Origin of the sequence: Mycobacterium sp. (assembly GCF_039583785.1) — a bacterium.
In the GTDB taxonomy this organism is placed as follows: domain Bacteria; phylum Actinomycetota; class Actinomycetes; order Mycobacteriales; family Mycobacteriaceae; genus Mycobacterium.
Genome location: NZ_JAVKSG010000039.1, coordinates 20,092 through 36,646 on the forward strand (window position 1 = coordinate 20,092; position 16,555 = coordinate 36,646).

General features: G+C 67.0%; 18 protein-coding genes and 1 pseudogene. 15 read left to right on the forward strand and 4 right to left on the reverse strand.

The window, feature by feature from the left end:
* The first annotated feature begins 34 nt into the window (after positions 1-34).
* The 4 genes and pseudogenes from ABDV69_RS13105 (at position 35) to ABDV69_RS13120 (ending at position 2,233) form a co-directional block, all read left to right on the forward strand.
* Entirely contained in the window at positions 35-538 is a 504-nt protein-coding gene (locus ABDV69_RS13105) for a nuclear transport factor 2 family protein (protein ID WP_343574982.1), read from the forward strand.
* Positions 535-1,566, forward strand: a complete 1,032-nt coding sequence (locus tag ABDV69_RS13110; protein ID WP_343574983.1) for an NAD-dependent epimerase/dehydratase family protein — start codon at positions 535-537, stop codon at positions 1,564-1,566. Before ABDV69_RS13105 ends, ABDV69_RS13110 begins: the two co-directional genes overlap by 4 nt.
* Positions 1,567-1,614: 48 nt before the next feature.
* Positions 1,615-1,689 (forward strand): annotated as a pseudogene (locus tag ABDV69_RS13115) (hypothetical protein); the annotation flags it as partial.
* Between the two features lie 172 nt (positions 1,690-1,861).
* Entirely contained in the window at positions 1,862-2,233 is a 372-nt protein-coding gene (locus ABDV69_RS13120; protein WP_343574984.1) for a DUF427 domain-containing protein, read from the forward strand.
* On the opposite strand, the gene ABDV69_RS13125 is transcribed toward ABDV69_RS13120, so the two are convergent.
* Complete coding sequence (locus tag ABDV69_RS13125; protein WP_343574986.1) at positions 2,230-2,628, reverse strand: nuclear transport factor 2 family protein; 399 nt, start codon at positions 2,626-2,628, stop codon at positions 2,230-2,232. The two genes, ABDV69_RS13120 and ABDV69_RS13125, sit on opposite strands and share 4 nt — an antisense overlap.
* An 87-nt stretch (positions 2,629-2,715) precedes the next feature.
* Here ABDV69_RS13125 and ABDV69_RS13130 point away from each other — a divergent pair, with 87 nt between their 5' ends.
* From ABDV69_RS13130 to ABDV69_RS13160, 7 genes are all read left to right on the forward strand, one after another.
* The gene (locus tag ABDV69_RS13130; protein WP_343574988.1) at positions 2,716-3,630 is read left to right on the forward strand and encodes a DNA-3-methyladenine glycosylase 2 family protein; all 915 of its coding nucleotides are present in this window, start codon (positions 2,716-2,718) and stop codon (positions 3,628-3,630) included.
* Positions 3,631-3,675: 45 nt separating this feature from the next.
* Positions 3,676-4,218, forward strand: a complete 543-nt coding sequence (locus ABDV69_RS13135; protein ID WP_343574989.1) for a DNA starvation/stationary phase protection protein — start codon at positions 3,676-3,678, stop codon at positions 4,216-4,218.
* A gap of 153 nt (positions 4,219-4,371) precedes the next feature.
* Positions 4,372-5,007: a helix-turn-helix domain-containing protein gene (locus ABDV69_RS13140; RefSeq protein ID WP_343574991.1), complete on the forward strand. Its 636-nt coding sequence runs from the start codon at positions 4,372-4,374 to the stop codon at positions 5,005-5,007.
* A gap of 55 nt (positions 5,008-5,062) precedes the next feature.
* Positions 5,063-6,019 (forward strand): class I SAM-dependent methyltransferase, encoded by a 957-nt coding sequence (locus ABDV69_RS13145; RefSeq protein WP_343574993.1) that lies wholly within the window; start codon positions 5,063-5,065, stop codon positions 6,017-6,019.
* Positions 6,020-6,031: 12 nt separating this feature from the next.
* Complete coding sequence (locus tag ABDV69_RS13150; protein WP_343574998.1) at positions 6,032-6,970, forward strand: class I SAM-dependent methyltransferase; 939 nt, start codon at positions 6,032-6,034, stop codon at positions 6,968-6,970.
* A gap of 86 nt (positions 6,971-7,056) precedes the next feature.
* Entirely contained in the window at positions 7,057-8,475 is a 1,419-nt protein-coding gene (locus ABDV69_RS13155) for an aldehyde dehydrogenase family protein (RefSeq protein ID WP_343575000.1), read from the forward strand.
* 38 nt (positions 8,476-8,513) lie between these two features.
* Positions 8,514-9,377: an SDR family oxidoreductase gene (locus tag ABDV69_RS13160; protein WP_343575003.1), complete on the forward strand. Its 864-nt coding sequence runs from the start codon at positions 8,514-8,516 to the stop codon at positions 9,375-9,377.
* A 221-nt stretch (positions 9,378-9,598) separates the two neighbouring features.
* Here ABDV69_RS13160 and ABDV69_RS13165 read toward each other — a convergent pair whose 3' ends face one another.
* The 3 genes from ABDV69_RS13165 to ABDV69_RS13175 form a co-directional block, all read right to left on the reverse strand.
* Positions 9,599-11,143 (reverse strand): PE-PPE domain-containing protein, encoded by a 1,545-nt coding sequence (locus ABDV69_RS13165; protein WP_343575005.1) that lies wholly within the window; start codon positions 11,141-11,143, stop codon positions 9,599-9,601.
* 270 nt (positions 11,144-11,413) lie between these two features.
* Positions 11,414-12,235: a tyrosine-protein phosphatase gene (locus ABDV69_RS13170; RefSeq protein ID WP_343575006.1), complete on the reverse strand. Its 822-nt coding sequence runs from the start codon at positions 12,233-12,235 to the stop codon at positions 11,414-11,416.
* Between the two features lies 1 nt (position 12,236).
* A complete protein-coding gene (locus ABDV69_RS13175) occupies positions 12,237-13,448 on the reverse strand; it encodes an acyl-CoA dehydrogenase family protein (RefSeq protein WP_343575008.1) in 1,212 nt (403 codons plus the stop codon).
* 67 nt (positions 13,449-13,515) lie between these two features.
* Here ABDV69_RS13175 and ABDV69_RS13180 point away from each other — a divergent pair, with 67 nt between their 5' ends.
* From ABDV69_RS13180 to ABDV69_RS13195, 4 genes are all read left to right on the forward strand, one after another.
* Positions 13,516-13,977, forward strand: a complete 462-nt coding sequence (locus ABDV69_RS13180; protein WP_343575010.1) for a nuclear transport factor 2 family protein — start codon at positions 13,516-13,518, stop codon at positions 13,975-13,977.
* A 39-nt stretch (positions 13,978-14,016) separates the two neighbouring features.
* Positions 14,017-15,120: a Re/Si-specific NAD(P)(+) transhydrogenase subunit alpha gene (locus tag ABDV69_RS13185; RefSeq protein WP_343575011.1), complete on the forward strand. Its 1,104-nt coding sequence runs from the start codon at positions 14,017-14,019 to the stop codon at positions 15,118-15,120.
* Positions 15,121-15,456 (forward strand): NAD(P) transhydrogenase subunit alpha, encoded by a 336-nt coding sequence (locus ABDV69_RS13190; protein ID WP_343575014.1) that lies wholly within the window; start codon positions 15,121-15,123, stop codon positions 15,454-15,456.
* Positions 15,453-16,555: NAD(P)(+) transhydrogenase (Re/Si-specific) subunit beta (locus ABDV69_RS13195; RefSeq protein WP_343575016.1), on the forward strand; the 1,103-nt coding region annotated here is incomplete at its 3' end. The genes ABDV69_RS13190 and ABDV69_RS13195, both read left to right, overlap by 4 nt.

Sequence of the window (16,555 nt, forward strand, 5' to 3'; positions counted from 1 at the left end):
ACAAACTGCAATAGAACGTGTTCTAGTTTCTTGCGTGAGCCAGGTTTTTACCCGCGCCGAACTCGCCGCCGCGTTCGCGCGTTTCGAGCAGACCGTGGCGCATGCCGCCGAGACCAAGAACTGGGACGAATGGGTGCAGCACTACACCCCGGACGTCGACTACATCGAGCACGCCGCCGGCACCATGAAGGGCCGCGACGAGGTGCGCGCCTGGATCCGCGAGACGATGTCGACGTTCCCGGGCAGCCACATGACGGCGTTTCCGTCGCTGTGGTCGGTGATCGACGAGGGAGGCGGGCGGGTCATCTGCGAACTCGACAACCCGATGCGCGACCCCGGCGACGGCACGATCATCAGCGCGACCAACATCTCGATCCTCACCTACGCCGGAGACGGCACCTGGTCTCGTCAAGAAGACATCTACAACCCGTTGCGCTTCATGGCGGCCGGCGTCAAGTGGTGCAAGAAAGCTGAACAGCTCGGGACGCTCGACGATGACGCGGCCTGCTGGCTGCAGACCTACGGAGGTAGGCAATGAGCGCCCCGAGACTGGTGATCGGCGCCAACGGTTTTCTCGGCTCGCACGTCACCCGTCAACTCGTGGCGACGGGCGCCGACGTGCGCGTGATGGTCCGCCGGGGCGCCAACACCCGCAGCATCGACGACCTCGACGTCACCCGCTTCCACGGCGACGTCTTCGACACGGCCACCGCGCGCGAGGCGATGCAGGGCTGCGAACAGGTGTACTACTGCGTGGTCGATACCCGGGCCTGGCTGCAGGATCCGGCGCCGCTGTACCGCACCAACGTCGAAGGACTGCGCAACGTCCTGGATGTCGCCGTCGAAGAACCCGTCGCGGCCACGCTGAAGCGGTTCGTGTTCACCAGTACCTACGCGACGATGGCCCGCCGGAACGGTCATGTCGCGGACGAAACCGAGCAGATCGACCGCCGCAAGCTGACCCCCTATGTCGAATCTCGAGTGCTGGCCGAAGATTTGGTGCTGCGATACGCGGCCGAGAAGGGCTTGCCGGCCGTCGCGATGTGCGTGTCGACGACCTACGGCGACGGCGACTGGGGCCGCACCCCGCATGGCGCATTCATCGCGGGAGCAGTCTTCGGCAAGTTGCCGTTCCTGATGAACGGCATTCAGTTGGAGGCCGTCGGTGTCGACGACGCGGCGAAAGCACTGCTGATGGCCGCCGAGCGGGGCCGCAACGGCGAGCGATACGTCATCTCCGAGAAGATGATTTCGCTGCGGCAGGTGGTCGAGATCGCCGCCGACGAAACCGGTGTGCCGGCGCCGCGGCGGGCCATCTCAGTGCCCGTGCTCTACGCGCTGGGGGTGCTGGGCAGCCTTCGGGCCAGGCTGACCGGCACGGATGCCGAACTCAGCATGCAGTCCGTGCGGATGATGCGCGCTGAAGCTCCGGTCGACCACAGCAAGGCCACCCGCGAATTAGGTTGGGAACCAAGGCCGGTTGAGGTATCGATCCGAGAGGCCGCGCGATTTTGGGCCAACATGAAGAATGCCAGACGTAACCGCAACGCTGCGTCGGCCGAATGAGCCGGAATCGCTCTAACTTCTTGCGTCCGATCCTCCGCGTATCTCAAGTTGCCGCAGACGATCGCCAACCTGGAAGTCGTCGCCGGCATGCTCAAGCGCTATCACAAAGGCCTCGAGCAGTTGCTGCCCGCATCACAGTGGCGTTCGCCGGCAGACACCAGGTACTCCCTGCAGGACTCGCGGGACATCGGCGAGGACGGATGGAAGAATACGCTTGCGCCGGCCGGTTGATCCGGGTCGGGAATCTTGTGCGGCCGGCAGTGTTGCAGCAGCTATCCACCCGTGAGGAGACGTCATGGCCAGTCGGCCCGTTCTGGAACCCACCGCCGAGCACCCGATCACCGTCAACCCGACCGGGAAGCGGGTGGTGGTTCGCGTCAACGGCGAGATTGTCGCGGACAGCAATGCAGCCCTACAGCTGCAGGAGTCCAGTTATCCTGCGGTGCAATATATTCCGTTCAAAGACCTAGTACAGGACGTGCTCACGCGGACGGACACCAGCACTTACTGCCCCTTCAAGGGTGAAGCCGGCTATTACAGCGTGACCATCGGCGGCGGTACGGTCGATGACGCCATCTGGGTCTACGAGCAGCCCTACCCGGCGGTCGCGGCGATCGCCGGCCACGCGGCGTTCTATCCCGACAAGGCGGAGATCACCGTCGGTTAGGCGCTGGCCAGACCGAACACGTGCGCGGTCAGCTGGGTGTCGCTGTACTCGCGCAGCGAGGTGATGAGGCCGTCTCGGGTTTCGAAGATGAACACGGCAGGGCTGTTGTAGCGCACGCCGTCACTGGTCTCACCGTCGGCTTCGGCCTCGATCACGACACTCTCGCCGTCGTTGAAGCACTGCAGGAAATCGAGGTTCAGCTCGATCCGCTGTTTGCGCCGATCGACCTCGTCGCGCAACGCCGCTTTGTCGACCGCGTGACGTGTCACGATGCTCCAGTAGGTGAAGTCGTCGCTGAGCAGCTCAAAGCATTCGTCGACGTCGGCGCCTTCGGACAGACATTGCAAAAACATCCACGCCAACTCGGCGGACGGATCGTCGAATGGGGTGGTCACCTCGTCATCCTCACGCGAAAGTCAGGTGGTGGTCAATCACGGCGGGCCGGATTTATCATCGTCGGGATCGAGCAGCGGTGGGAGCAGATGGTGACTAACGCTCGCACGGTGACATTCCCCAGTGCGGTCAGCCCCAGGAACACGCTCTTTCCGCTGCGCCGAGGTCCCGGCGACCCGTGCTTTCACGCCGACGCCGACGGCGCCATCTGGCGAACCAGCCTGATGCGCAGCGGATCTGTGACCGCGCGGATCAGCCGGACCGCCGCCGACGCGGTCGGCTGCACGGCATGGGGGGCCGGGGCGCAGGAGTTCCTCGACGCGCTGCCGGCCATGCTCGGCGCCCGCGACGACCGGTCGGGTTTCGAGCCGGTCGACCCGATCGTCGCGGAGGCGTATCGGCGGGTGCCGCATCTGCGGCTGGGCCGCACCGATCAGGTGATCGAGGCGCTGATCCCCGCGGTGCTCGAGCAGCGCGTCCAGGGCAAGGACGCGTTCCGGGCCTGGCGCCTGCTGGTGACCAAGTTCGGTACGCCGGCCCCGGGACCCGCGCCCGAGCGGATGCGGGTGCCACCGTCGGCCGCGGTGTGGCGGCGCATCCCGTCGTGGGAATTCCACCGCGCCAACGTCGATCCGGGTCGGGCCCGTACCGTCGTCGGCTGTGCGCAGCGGGCGTCAGCGCTGGAACGGCTCACCTCGTGGCCGGCCGAGAAGGCCCGCCAGGCGCTGATGTCGCTGCCCGGCGTCGGGATCTGGACGGCGGCCGAGACGGCACAGCGGGCGTTCGGCGACCCCGACGCGCTGTCGGTCGGCGACTACCACGTCCCCAAGATGATCGGCTGGACGTTTCTGGGGCGGCCGATCGACGACGCCGAGATGGTCGAACTCCTCGAACCGATGCGCCCGCACCGGCACCGGGTGGTCCGGTTGCTGGAAGCCAGCGGATTGGCTCACGAGCCGCGTCGTGGCGCCCGCCTACCGCTGCAGGACATCCGCGGGTTGTGACGCCTCTCCGGGTTACACCCCGCATGCATCGGGTACTCGACGCCAATGAGTAAATTCACCGTGCCCGGCCTGACCGAGCAGCAGGCCGCCAAAATTGCCGACCTGCTACAGAAGCAGCTGAGCACCTACAACGACTTGCATTTGACGCTGAAGCATGTGCACTGGAATGTGGTGGGCCCCAACTTCATCGGGGTGCACGAGATGATCGATCCGCAAGTGGATCTGGTGCGCGGGTACGCCGACGAAGTGGCCGAGCGGATCGCCACGCTCGGTGGCTCTCCCCAGGGCACGCCGGGCGCGATTCTGAAAGACCGCACCTGGGACGACTATTCGGTGAGCCGCGACACCGTGCAGGCTCACCTGGCCGCGCTCGACCTGGTCTACAACGGCGTCATCGAGGACACCCGCAGGGGCATCGGGGAAACCGAAAAACTCGACCCGGTGACGCAGGACCTCCTGATCGGCCACGCCGCCGAGTTGGAGAAGTTCCAGTGGTTCGTGCGGGCCCACCTCGAGACCGCCGGCGGGTCGCTGGTGCACGAGGGCGCCTCGACTGAGAAGGGCGCGGCGGCGAAGACGGGGAGGTAAGTCGTCGGGTATCGGCCGATTCGCGAGCCGGTGTTGCACGCTGGCACGTTCGGCAGTATTCCGCCCGACGGGCTGATGCCGCACACCGTGGCCGGCTAACGGGCTGGGCAGTTTTGTGCGGGTCGGCACTGTGAGCTATGGCACAATCGGGGAGTGGTGCAGCCCGCGAGCCGGGGGCCGGGTCGCCCCCCCGCAGCAAAGGCGGCCCAAACGCGTCAACGCATTCTGCGGGCTGCTCGTGAAGTGTTCAGCGAACGTGGTTACGACGCTGCGACGTTCCAGGCGATTGCGATCCGGGCCGATCTGACCCGGCCCGCGATCAACCACTACTTCGCGAACAAGCGCGTCCTGTACTGCCAGGTTCTCGAAGAGACCAACAACGCCGTCGTCGCCGCGAGTACCCAACGTGCGCGCGGCGAGACGACGTTGACGGGCCGGGTCACGGCCTTCATCGAGGCCGCAGCGGAAGCCGAGATCGAGAACTGGAAGGCGTCGGCGTTCCTGACCGCCGCGACACTGGAGTCGCAGCGTCATCCCGAATTGAGCCGACCCGGGGCTGACTCGGTCAGCGCTACTCGGGCGTTCCTGCTGTGGGTGATCAACGACGGTGTCGCGCGGGGCGAACTGGATGCCGACACCGACGCCGCGGCGCTCACCGAGATGCTGGTCGCGGTGTTGGTGGGGGTGGGGTTCTACGCCGGTTTCATCGGCACCCGGCGCGAACTCGACGCGGTAAACGGTCAGCTGAAATTGTTGCTGGCCCGCAGCCTGCGCCGACACTCCGAGTGATGTAGCGCACACAACCATATAGATTGCCTAAGTTGTTAGGTAGCATATGGGCGCTATGACGGGTGTATCTGACGCGACCTCCAAACGCTGCGCGGGCGATAGCTGGGACATCACCGAGAGCGTGGGCGCCACCGCCTTGAGCGTGGCCGCGGCCCGCGCCGTCGAGACCGGATCCGGCGACCCGCTGATCCGCGACGAGTTCGCCTATGTGCTGGTCTCCTCCGCGGGGCAGCCGTGGGCGCGGCTGGCCAGTTCGCTGGACTGGATCGGCGACGACGAGCACGGGCGGCGGTCCCACCGGTTGGCCGTCGACTACCAGGCCGTGCGGACGCATTACTTCGACTCCTACTTCGCCGAGGCCACCGGCCCGGCCGCCGGTATCCGGCAGGTGGTCATCCTGGCCGCGGGTCTGGATTCCCGGGCCTTCCGGCTCGACTGGCCGGCCGGCACATGCGTCTACGAGATCGACCAGCCGCAGGTGGTCGCGTACAAAACGACCACGCTGGAATCGGCCGGTGCCGCGCCGACGGCGCAGCGTCGGACCGTTCAGGTCGACCTGCGAGACGATTGGGCCGCCGCGCTGACGTCGGCCGGCTTCGACCCCAGCCGGCCGACCGCCTGGCTGGCCGAGGGTCTGCTGCCGTACTTGCCGGCCGACGCCCAGGACCGGCTGTTCGACATCCTGACCGGACTCAGCGCGCCGGGTAGTCGGGTGGCCGTCGAAGCGTTCAGCCTGGGCGCGGCCGACAGCGAAGCGCGTCGCGCCGCGCGGCGGGCCCGCTTCGACCGGATGCGCGAACGCCTCGGCCTGGACATCGACGTCGAGACCCTGACCTATCAGGAGAGCGGCCGCGCCGACGCCGCGGATTGGCTGACCGAGCACGGATGGCGCGTCAACGCCGTCAGCAACGTCGAGGAGATGGCGCGGCTGGGCCGGGGGATTCCCGCCGATCTGGCCAACGAGGCCTTCACCACGACACTGCTTCGCGCCCAACTCGGCGCGACCGACTGAAGAGGAGCTGCGATGAGCGCGCTGCGTAGTCACGACGACACCTGGGACATTACCGAAAGCGTGGGTAGCACCGCGGTCATGGTGGCCGCCGCCCGCGCCGCCGAAACCGACAAGCCCGACCCGTTGATTCGCGACCCGTACGCGAAGATCCTGGTCAGCGAGGCGGGCACCGGGGTGTGGGAAAAGATGCTCGACAGCTCCTTGCTCGACAAGGTGGCCGAGATCGACGCCGAGGCCGCGGCGATATTCGAGCACATGCGTGGCTACCAGGCGGTGCGCACGCACTTCTTCGACGCCCACTTCACGGGTGCGGTGGCCGCCGGTATCCGGCAGGTGGTGATTCTGGCGTCGGGGCTGGACTCGCGGGCCTACCGGCTGGATTGGCCGGCCGGCACACGCGTCTACGAGATCGACCAGCCCAAGGTGCTGGAGTACAAGGCGGCCACGCTGGCGGCGCACGGCGTCACCCCGTCGGCGGACCGTCGCGAGGTGGCGATCGACCTGCGTCAGGACTGGCCGGCGGCGCTGAAGGCGGCGGGCTTGCACCCGGCCGCGCCGACCGCCTGGCTGGCCGAGGGACTGCTGATGTATCTGCCCGCCGACGCCCAGGATCGGCTGTTCGCCCAGATCACCGAATTGAGCGCGCCGGGTAGCCGGGTCGCCGCCGAGACCGCGGCCAATCACGCCGAGGAGCGTCGTCAGGAGATGCGGGAACGCCTCGACCGGGTGGCCGCCGCGCTGGGCATCGAGCGCAACATCGACATCCAGGACCTGATCTACCACGACGACGACCGCGCCGACGTCGCCACCTGGCTCAACGAGCACGGCTGGCGGGCCGACGCGCAGAACTCCGACGACGAGATGCGCCGGCTGAACCGCTGGGTCGAGGGTGTGCCGTCGGCCGACGACGGGCAGGCGTTCTCGCAGTTCGTGACCGCCGAACGCGACTGAGGACGCCAACGAGCAATAGTCAGGAGCACCTGTTGCCCAACCGGATGGTTGATTAGGATTGGTACTTCGCGAGGAAGGGAATCCCGATGACCACCGAAGCTACCGAGATCACTGCTCCCACTGTTGAGGCTCCCGGCTCGGACGTCGCCAAGACGGTCGCGCGGTTACGTCAGACGTTCGCCACCGGTCGGACTCGAAGCCTGGAGTGGCGCAAAGAGCAACTGCACGCGCTTAAGCAACTGATGGTCGAGAACGAGACCAAGATCGCCGACGCGCTGGACAAAGACCTGGGCCGATCGCCGTTCGAGGCGTGGCTCGCCGACGTCGCCAGCACCTCCGGTGAGTGCACGTACGCGGCGAAGAACGTCGGCAAGTGGGCCAAACGCCGCCACCACCTGCTGGAGATGTCGCAGCTGCCGGGCCGCGGCTGGGTGGAGTACGAACCGTACGGCACCGTGCTGATCATCGGCGCCTGGAATTTCCCGTTCGCGCTGACCCTGGGCCCCGCAGTCGGCGCGATCGCCGCGGGCAACACCGTGCTGTTGAAGCCGTCCGAAGTGGCGCCCGCGTCGTCGGCGCTGATGGCCGAGCTGGTGCCGCGCTACCTCGACAACGACGCGATCGCGGTGATCGAGGGCGACGGCGCCGTCAGCCAAGAGCTGATCGCGCAGGGCTTCGACCACCTCCTGTTCACCGGCGGCACCGAGATCGGTCGCAAGGTGTACGAGGGCGCCGCGGCGCACCTGACCCCGGTGACGCTCGAACTCGGCGGCAAGAGCCCGGTGATCGTCTCGGCTGACGCCGACGTCAAGGTGGCGGCCAAGCGGATCGCGTGGACCAAGCTGATCAACTCGGGCCAGATCTGCATCGCACCCGACTACGTGTTGGTCGAGGCGCCGATCCGCGACCAGTTGGTCGACGAGATCGGCAAGGCGGTCAGCGCGTTCGAGGCGAAGAACACCAGCGGCGGCAAGCGCATCGTCAACGAGCGGCACTTCAACCGGCTCACCACCGCGTTGGCCGCGACCCAGGGCAAGGTCGCGATCGGCGGTGGCTCGGACGCCTCGAAGCTGAACATCCAGCCGACCGTGGTGGTGGACCCGTCCGTCGACGAACCGTTGATGACCGACGAGATCTTCGGCCCGATCCTTCCGGTGCTGACCGTCCAAAACCTGGATGAGGCAATCACTTTCGTGAATTCCCGGCCCAAGCCGCTGGCCGCCTATTTGTTCACCAAGGCCAAGGCCGTCCGGGAACGGGTGATCAAGGAGGTGCCGGCGGGCGGCATGGTGGTCAACCACCTGGTGTTCCACTTCGCCACCCACAAGCTGCCGTTCGGCGGTGTCGGCCCGTCCGGCCTGGGCGGTTACCACGGCAAGTTCGGGTTCGAGGAGTTCAGCCACCGCAAGTCGGTGCTGACCAAGCCGACCCGGCCCGACATCTCCAGCTTCATCTACCCGCCGTACACCGAGAAGGCGTGGAAGCTGGCCCGCCGGCTGTTCTAGCTCGACCGAACTCGATTAGCTGAACCGAAAGGAACGTAATGCCCGGAGTGCAGGATCGTGTTGTCGTCGTCACCGGAGCCGGTGGTGGTCTGGGTCGCGAGTATGCGCTGACCCTCGCCAAGGAAGGTGCCAGCGTCGTCGTCAACGACCTCGGTGGATCCCGCGACGGAACCGGCGCCGGACACAACATGGCCGACGAGGTGGTCAAGGAAATCAAGGACGCCGGCGGACGTGCGGTCGCCAACTACGACAGCGTGGCCGAGACCGAGGGCGCCGAGAACATCATCAAGACCGCGCTCGACGAGTTCGGCAAGGTCGACGGCGTGGTGAGTAACGCCGGCATCCTGCGCGACGGCACATTCCACAAGATGTCGTTCGAAAACTGGGACTCCGTGCTCAAGGTGCACCTCTACGGCGGGTACAACGTCATCCGCGCCGCGTGGCCGCACTTTCGCGAGCAGAGCTACGGCCGGGTGCTCGTCGCCACCTCCACCAGCGGGCTGTTCGGCAACTTCGGTCAGGCCAACTACGGCGCGGCCAAGCTGGGCCTGGTCGGGTTGATCAACACGCTGGCCGCCGAAGGCGCCAAGTACAACATCAAGGCCAACGCGCTGGCGCCGATCGCCGCCACCCGGATGACCGAGGACATCCTGCCGCCGGAGATTCTGAAGAACCTGACACCGGATTTCGTGGCGCCGGTGGTGGCCTACCTGTGCACCGAAGAGGTGCCCGACAGCGGCTCGATCTTCATCGTCGGCGGCGGCAAGGTACAGCGCACCGCGCTGTTCCAGAACGAGGGTGTCACCTTCTCCGAGCCGCCGACGGTCGACGACATTGCCTCGCACTGGGGCGAGATCGACGACCTCTCCGCGGCGAAGGCGGCCAACTTCTCGATCCGCTGATCGACGACCTCTCCGCGGCGCGCTGACGCCGCGGGCGCGTCGAGTGTGTATCCCGGGCGGCGACACGCCGCTGTGACCCGCCGTGGGCGCACGCTCGACGCCCAGGACGCACAGTCGATGCTTGCAGGTGCGGGCCAGCTCGTATCGCGGCTTTGGGACGCTCCCCCGGAGGACGGCGCCGCACCGCGAAACGGTGGCGGCGCCGTCCGTGTCCGGCGTTTCTAGAACAGACCCGAGAATGCGTCGGTGATTTGGGTGGCTGCGCTTTGCAGGACTTCCAGTTCGAAACCGCCGGCCAGGGTGAACAGCGCGGTGTCCGCCGCCAGCGGCAGGCCGAACGCATCGGCGTAGTCGCCGCTGGCGATGTTCGCCGAGAACAACGAGAAGTCGTAGGCGGGCAGGCTCGTCGTCAGCGCGTTGAGGATGTCGGCCGTCGGCAGCAAGGTGGCGTAGGCCGCCGACGACGCGGTCGAGATCGCGTTGGCGAAGTCGGTGAGCGTCGTTGCCGGATTGGTGAGGTCGGTCGACAACGCCGACATGACCTCGGCCATGCTCTGCGTCGCCGCGGTTGACGTGCCCGTCGCAGCGGCGTAGGGGTCCGTGCCGCTCATCAAGTCGTGGAAGCCTTGAGCGGTGTCGGTTTCCAGGGTGCTCAGCATCGTCGACGCACTGACGTCGGGGGCCAGCCCGAACGGGGTGTTGACGTTCGCGTCCGCGGTCGAATAGCCCACGCTGCCGTCGCCGTAGCCGAGGTTGATCAAGTAGGTCAGGTCGGGGCCCAGCAATTCTTGGAGTGGTTTCGGCAGCACCGCGACCAAGGGCGCCGTGATGTCAGCTCCCGGAGTGGTGTCCGTTCCGCCGAGCGTGGTGATCATGTGGTAGCTGGTCTCGGTGTCGGCCGAGGAGACCGGTAGCAGTGTCGCATGGGCGATGTCAGCGGCGGACGGTCCGGTTCCGAGTCCGTCGGTCCCGTTGCCGCCGTTGAGGTAGGTGCCATGCAGCGTCTCAATGCCCAGGAACGCGTTCACGTCGGCCAGGAAGTTCAGCGGGTAGCGCGGGAAGTCGGCAAACCCGTCATATTCGATCGAGTAGATGCTGGTGGCGTAGTCGCTGGCCGGGGTGGAGCTGTCGAACGACACGCCCAGGCTCGGCAGGTTCAACGGGTCGGAGACCGTCTGGCCCGACGTGGTCTCGAAACCGTCGAAGCGCGACAGCAGACCGCCGTTGGGCGCGCTGGGGTCACCGACCAGCAGGAAGTTCACGTCGGCCTTGGGGACGCCGGCGTTTTCCAGCTGCTGCATGACGTAGCTGGAGATCGTCGAGCTCTGCGAATAGCCGAACACCGTCGAGGTGTCGCCGTTGGCGATGTCCGACCCGATTGTGTTGTACAGGATCGTATCGCCCTGGCCCACCGAGGTGGTGCCCGACGGGAAACCGTCGGTGCCGGCCGGGTAGTTCAGCGGCAGGGTTTTCACCCCGGTCAGGGGGTACAGGCCCTCGGGGGTGAACAGGCCGTTGCCGAATCCCGCCAGGGGGTCAGTCGTGGTGGGCGTGGTTCCCTGGTAGAAGTCGATGTTCTCGCCGTAGGTCGGGAAAAGATAGTGCTCTGCGGCGGACGCCACGTACTCGGGACCCGGGATGGGAGTGCCGCTGCCGCCGATGACCAGGCCGACGTCCTGGCCGTCGGCGTGCGCCGGGGTGGGGTTCAGCAGGGCCGCCAGGCTCACCACACCGGCACCGGCGGTGGCGACCATCCCCAGACCCATGAGACGAAGCGTGCGAGCTGACATTGTGCGACCTTTCGGGCGGTGGGCTTCAGGGCACGCGAGCGACCCCGAACGGCGGAGTATTCGACATACGTTCTACTCCATTTTCGGGCTGTTGTCTGAGAAACGCACAGGTTTTCTTAACAATTATTAGGTGATCTCGTTCGTAGGTTCGTCGGGGGTCCGGGAGTTGACTTCCCCGCGTCGAGATCGACGTTCTGCAGGCCTGCTCTTGCTCAGCCGCACGTCTCCTCGGCCTCGACGTTGGCCTCAGCCCAGCAGCGCGTCGCGCAACCGGCGCACGTCGGCTTGGGTGATGTCGGCGCTGCGGAAGTAGCCTTCCAGCGAGCCGAAGGTGTCGTCGATGGTCCGCCGCGCCGCGTCGAGGTATTCCGCGCGCACGCCGAGCACCTCTTCGGACAGCCGCGCCTCGGTGGTCGCGATCAACTCGGGCGTCGCCTCGACGTCGTCGCGGCGACGGATCGCATCGAGGATGCGCTCGCGCAAGAACGGCACGGCCTGGTTGCTGGTCAGAAAGTCGGCGACGATCGCGTCGCGGTCGACGCCCGCGGCCTCGAGCACCAGAGCGACCGTGAAGCCGGTGCGGTCCTTGCCGGCGAAGCAGTGGGCGAGCACCGTGCGCCCGTCGGCCAGCAGCGTCACGACGCGGTGCAGTGCTTCCCGGGCCCCGGGATAAGTGGGGAATCGGCGGTATTCCTCGACCATGTAGCGGGTCGCGGCGGCGCTGACCGATTCGCCGTCCGGCTTTTCTTCGAACAGACGCTTGAACGCGTGCTCGTGCGGGGCCTCGCCGTCCGGGTTGAGGTCGTCGGGCGGGAGATCCGGGATGGGCAGCAGGTGGATGTCGACGCCGTCGGGGACCAGGCCTGGCCCGTGGCGCACTACCTCACTGCGCGAACGCAGGTCGGCGACATCGCTGACGCCCAACCGGCGCAGCTCGTCGCGACCCTCGTCGCCCAGCTCGCTGAGCTCGCCGGATCGGAACAGCCGCCCCGGCTGCAGCACGCCGGTGGTGTCGGCGACGTCGCGAAAGTTCCAGGCCCCCTGCAAATCTCGCACGCCGGCTACCACGCTAGGTGACCGCCGCGGCGAAAGCACTCTTCTCCCGGCCGATCTCGGCGCGAGCGATGGACCGCAGGTGAACCTCGTCGGGGCCGTCGAAGATGCGCATCGCGCGCTGCCAGGCGTACATCCGGGCCAGCACGGTGTCCCCGCTGACGCCGGCCGCCCCGTGCACCTGGATCGCGCGGTCGATGACGTCGCAGGCCATCTGCGGGGCCACCGCTTTGATCTGGGAGACCAGCAGATGGGCGGCCCGGTTACCGTGCTGGTCGATGGTCCAGGCCGCTTTCTCGCACAACAGCCTGGCCTGGTCAAGTTCGTTGCGGGACTTGGCAATTGCATGCTGAACCATGCCCTGGTCGGCCAATGGCCGGCCGAAGGCGATCCGGGTGTTGGCCCGGTGCACCATCAGGGCCAGCGCGCGCTCGGCTCCACCCAGCGCGCGCATGCAGTGGTGGATGCGGCCCGGCCCGAGCCGCGCCTGCGCGATCGCGAAGCCCGAGCCCTCCTCGCCGAGCAGGTTGGTGGCCGGCACCCGCACGTTGTCGTAGATGATCTCGCAGTGCCCGGGCTGGTCCTGGTAACCGAAGACCGTCGTCGAGCGCACCACGGTCACCCCCGGTGTGTCGATGGGCACCAGCACCATCGACTGCTGCTGGTGGCTGGCCGCCTCGGGGTTGGTGCGGCCCATCACGATCAGGATCTTGCAGCGCGGGTCCGCCGCACCTGAGGTCCACCACTTGCGGCCGTTGATCACGTAGTCGGCGCCGTCGCGCACGATCGAGGTTTCGATGTTACGGGCGTCGCTGCTGGCGACCGCGGGCTCGGTCATGGAGAACCCGCTGCGGATCTCGCCGTTCAGCAACGGCTCCAGCCACTGCTTGCGCTGGTCTTCGGTGGCGAACAGGTGCAAGGTCTCCATGTTGCCGGTGTCGGGGGCCGCGCAGTTGAGCGCTTCGGGTGCGATCTCCAGGCTCCACCCGGTCAGCTCGGCCAGCGGCGCGTACTCCAGGTTGGTCAAACCGGATTCCGACGGCAGGAACAGATTCCACAGCCCAGCGGCTTTGGCCTTGACCTTCAGTTCCTCGATTATTGGCGGAACGGTGTGATCGTGCGGGCCGACTTCGCCGCGGTACTTGTCGTACTCGGCTTCGGCGGGGAAGACGTTCTCGGTGATGAACTCGCTCAGTCGCTGGTGGTAGTCGCTAGCTTTGGCTGACATCGCGAAGTCCATAACCGTCACGATAAGCCACCCGATTCGCGGGCACACCGGGGGCAGGATGAACGTCATGACCGATGCCCGCCCGCCGCTGCCGCCGTTCACTTCCGCGACCGCCATGGAGAAGGTCCAAGCCGCCGAGGACGCGTGGAACAGCCGCGATCCGGACCGGGTCAGCCGCGCGTATACCGTTGACTCGCAATGGCGTAACCGCGACGAGCACGTCGTCGGCCGCGAGGCGATCGTCGAGTTCCTGACCCGCAAGTGGCAGCGCGAACTCGACTACGCCCTGCGCAAGAGCCTGTGGAGCTTTCACGACAACCGGATCGCCGTGCGATTCCAGTACGAGTGCCGCGATGCGTCCGGCCAGTGCTGGCGCAGCTACGGCAACGAGCTGTGGGAGTTCGACGCAGACGGCTTGATGTCCCGACGCGAAGCCAGCATCAACGACGTCGCGATCGTGGAGTCCCAACGCCGCTACTTCGGTCCGCGCCGAACTGAGGAATACGGCCGGGATTTCCCACTTTGGTGACCAGTTAGTGTAAGTGCCGGTCTACTGGGGTAGGGAGCTATGACACAAACGCAGACGACGGTCGGCGTGGTGGCCGAGTCGGGCGCCGACGAGCGACGGGTCGCGCTGGTGCCGAAGGCAATCGTGCCGCTGGTGAAAAGCGGTGTCGCGGTCGTCGTGGAGGCGGGTGCCGGTGAACGCGCGCTGCTTCCCGACATGCTCTACACCGAGGCCGGAGCCACCATCGGTGACGCGTGGTCGGCCGACATCGTCGTTAAGGTCGCGCCGCCGACCGCCGACGAGGTCAGCCGGCTCAAGAGCGGGCAGACGCTGATCGGTTTCCTGGCTCCCCGCAGCGCCGACAACTCGATCAGCGCGCTCAAGCAGGCCGGCGTGCAGGCGTTCGCCCTGGAGGCCATCCCGCGGATATCCCGGGCGCAGGCGATGGACGCGTTGTCCTCGCAGGGCAACGTCGCCGGATACAAGGCCGTGCTGCTGGCCGCCTCGGAGTCCACCCGGTTCTTCCCGATGCTGACCACCGCGGCCGGCACCGTGAAGCCCGCCACCGTGCTGGTGCTCGGTGTCGGCGTGGCAGGTCTGCAGGCGTTGGCGACGGCGAAGCGACTCGGCGGCCGCACCACCGGCTATGACGTGCGGCCCGAGGTGGCCGACCAGGTCCGCTCGGTGGGTGCGCAATGGCTGTCGCTCGGCGGCGAAGACTTGGCCGCAGCCGGCGAGGGTGGGTACGCCCGCGAGCTCACCGACTCCGAACGCGCCCAACAGCAGAAGGCGCTCGAGAAAGCGATCAGCGGGTTCGACGTCGTGATCACCACGGCGCTGGTCCCCGGCCGCCCGGCCCCCAAGCTGGTGACGGCAGCCGCCGTCGAGGCAATGAAGCCCGGCAGCGTCGTCGTCGACCTGGCAGGGGAGACCGGCGGCAACTGTGAGCTGACCGAGCCCGGGCAGACCGTCGTCCGCCACGACGTCACCATCGCCTCGCCGCTGAACCTGCCGGCCACCATGCCCGAGCACGCCAGCGAGCTCTACAGCAAGAACATCACCGCATTGCTGGACCTGCTGGTCAAAGACGGCACGTTGGCTCCGGATTTCGACGACGAAGTCATCGCGGACTCATGCGTCACACGCGACAAGGCGGAGGCCTAGATGTACAACGAACTACTCGCCAACCTGGCGATCCTGGTGTTGTCCGGGTTCGTCGGGTTCGCGGTGATCTCCAAAGTGCCCAACACGTTGCACACCCCGCTGATGTCGGGCACCAACGCCATCCACGGCATCGTCGTGCTCGGCGCGCTGGTGGTGTTCGGCGAGGTCGAGCACCCGTCGCTGGCCGTGCAGATCATCCTGTTCGTGGCCACGGTGTTCGGCACGCTGAACGTGATCGGCGGTTTCATCGTCACCGACCGGATGCTGGGCATGTTCAAGGGCAAGAAGAAGGCCCCGGTCGTCAAGGCCGAAGAAACAGAGGCGGTCGCCAAATGAACTACCTGGTGACCGGCCTCTACGTCGTCTCGTTCGCGCTGTTCATCTACGGCTTGATGGGCCTGACCGGCCCCAAGACCGCGGTGCGCGGCAACCTGATCGCCGCGGTCGGTATGGCACTGGCCGTGACGGCGACCCTGATCAAGATCCGGCACACCGAGTCCTGGGTGCTGATCGTCGCCGGCCTGGTGGTCGGCATCGTGCTCGGTGTTCCGCCGGCCCGGATGACCAAGATGACGGCGATGCCGCAGCTGGTGGCGTTCTTCAACGGCGTCGGCGGTGGCACCGTTGCGTTGATCGCGCTGGCGGAATTCATGGATACCGAAGGCTTTTCGGCGTTCCAGCATCACGAGTCGCCGACCGTGCACATCGTGGTGGCGTCGCTGTTCGCGGCGATCATCGGGTCGATCTCGTTCTGGGGCTCGATCATCGCGTTCGGCAAGCTGCAGGAGATCATCTCCGGTGCGCCGATCGGTCTGGGCAGGGCCCAACAGCCGGTCAACCTGTTGCTGCTGATCGGCGCGATCGTGGCCGCGGTGGAGGTCGGCCTGCACGCCCATCCGGGCAGCGGCGGGGCGTCGCTGTGGTGGATGATCGGGCTGCTCGCCGCCGCCGGTGTGCTGGGCCTGATGGTGGTACTGCCGATCGGTGGCGCCGACATGCCGGTGGTGATCTCGCTGCTCAACGCGATGACCGGGCTGTCGGCCGCCGCGGCGGGTCTGGCACTGAACAACACCGCGATGATCGTCGCCGGCATGATCGTCGGCGCGTCCGGTTCGATCCTGACCAACCTGATGGCCAAGGCGATGAATCGTTCCATCCCGGCGATCGTCGCCGGCGGGTTCGGCGGCGGCGGCGTGACGCCGGGCGGCGGCGACGCGGGCGACAAGACGGTCAAGGCCACCTCGGCCGCCGATGCCGCGATCCAGATGGCCTACGCCAACCAGGTGATCGTCGTCCCGGGCTACGGGCTGGCCGTCGCGCAGGCCCAACACGCCGTCAAGGACATGGCCGCGCTGCTGGAGTCCAAGGGCGTGGAAGTGAAGTACGCGATCCACCCGGTCGCCGGCCGGATGCCCGGGCACATGAACGTGCTGCT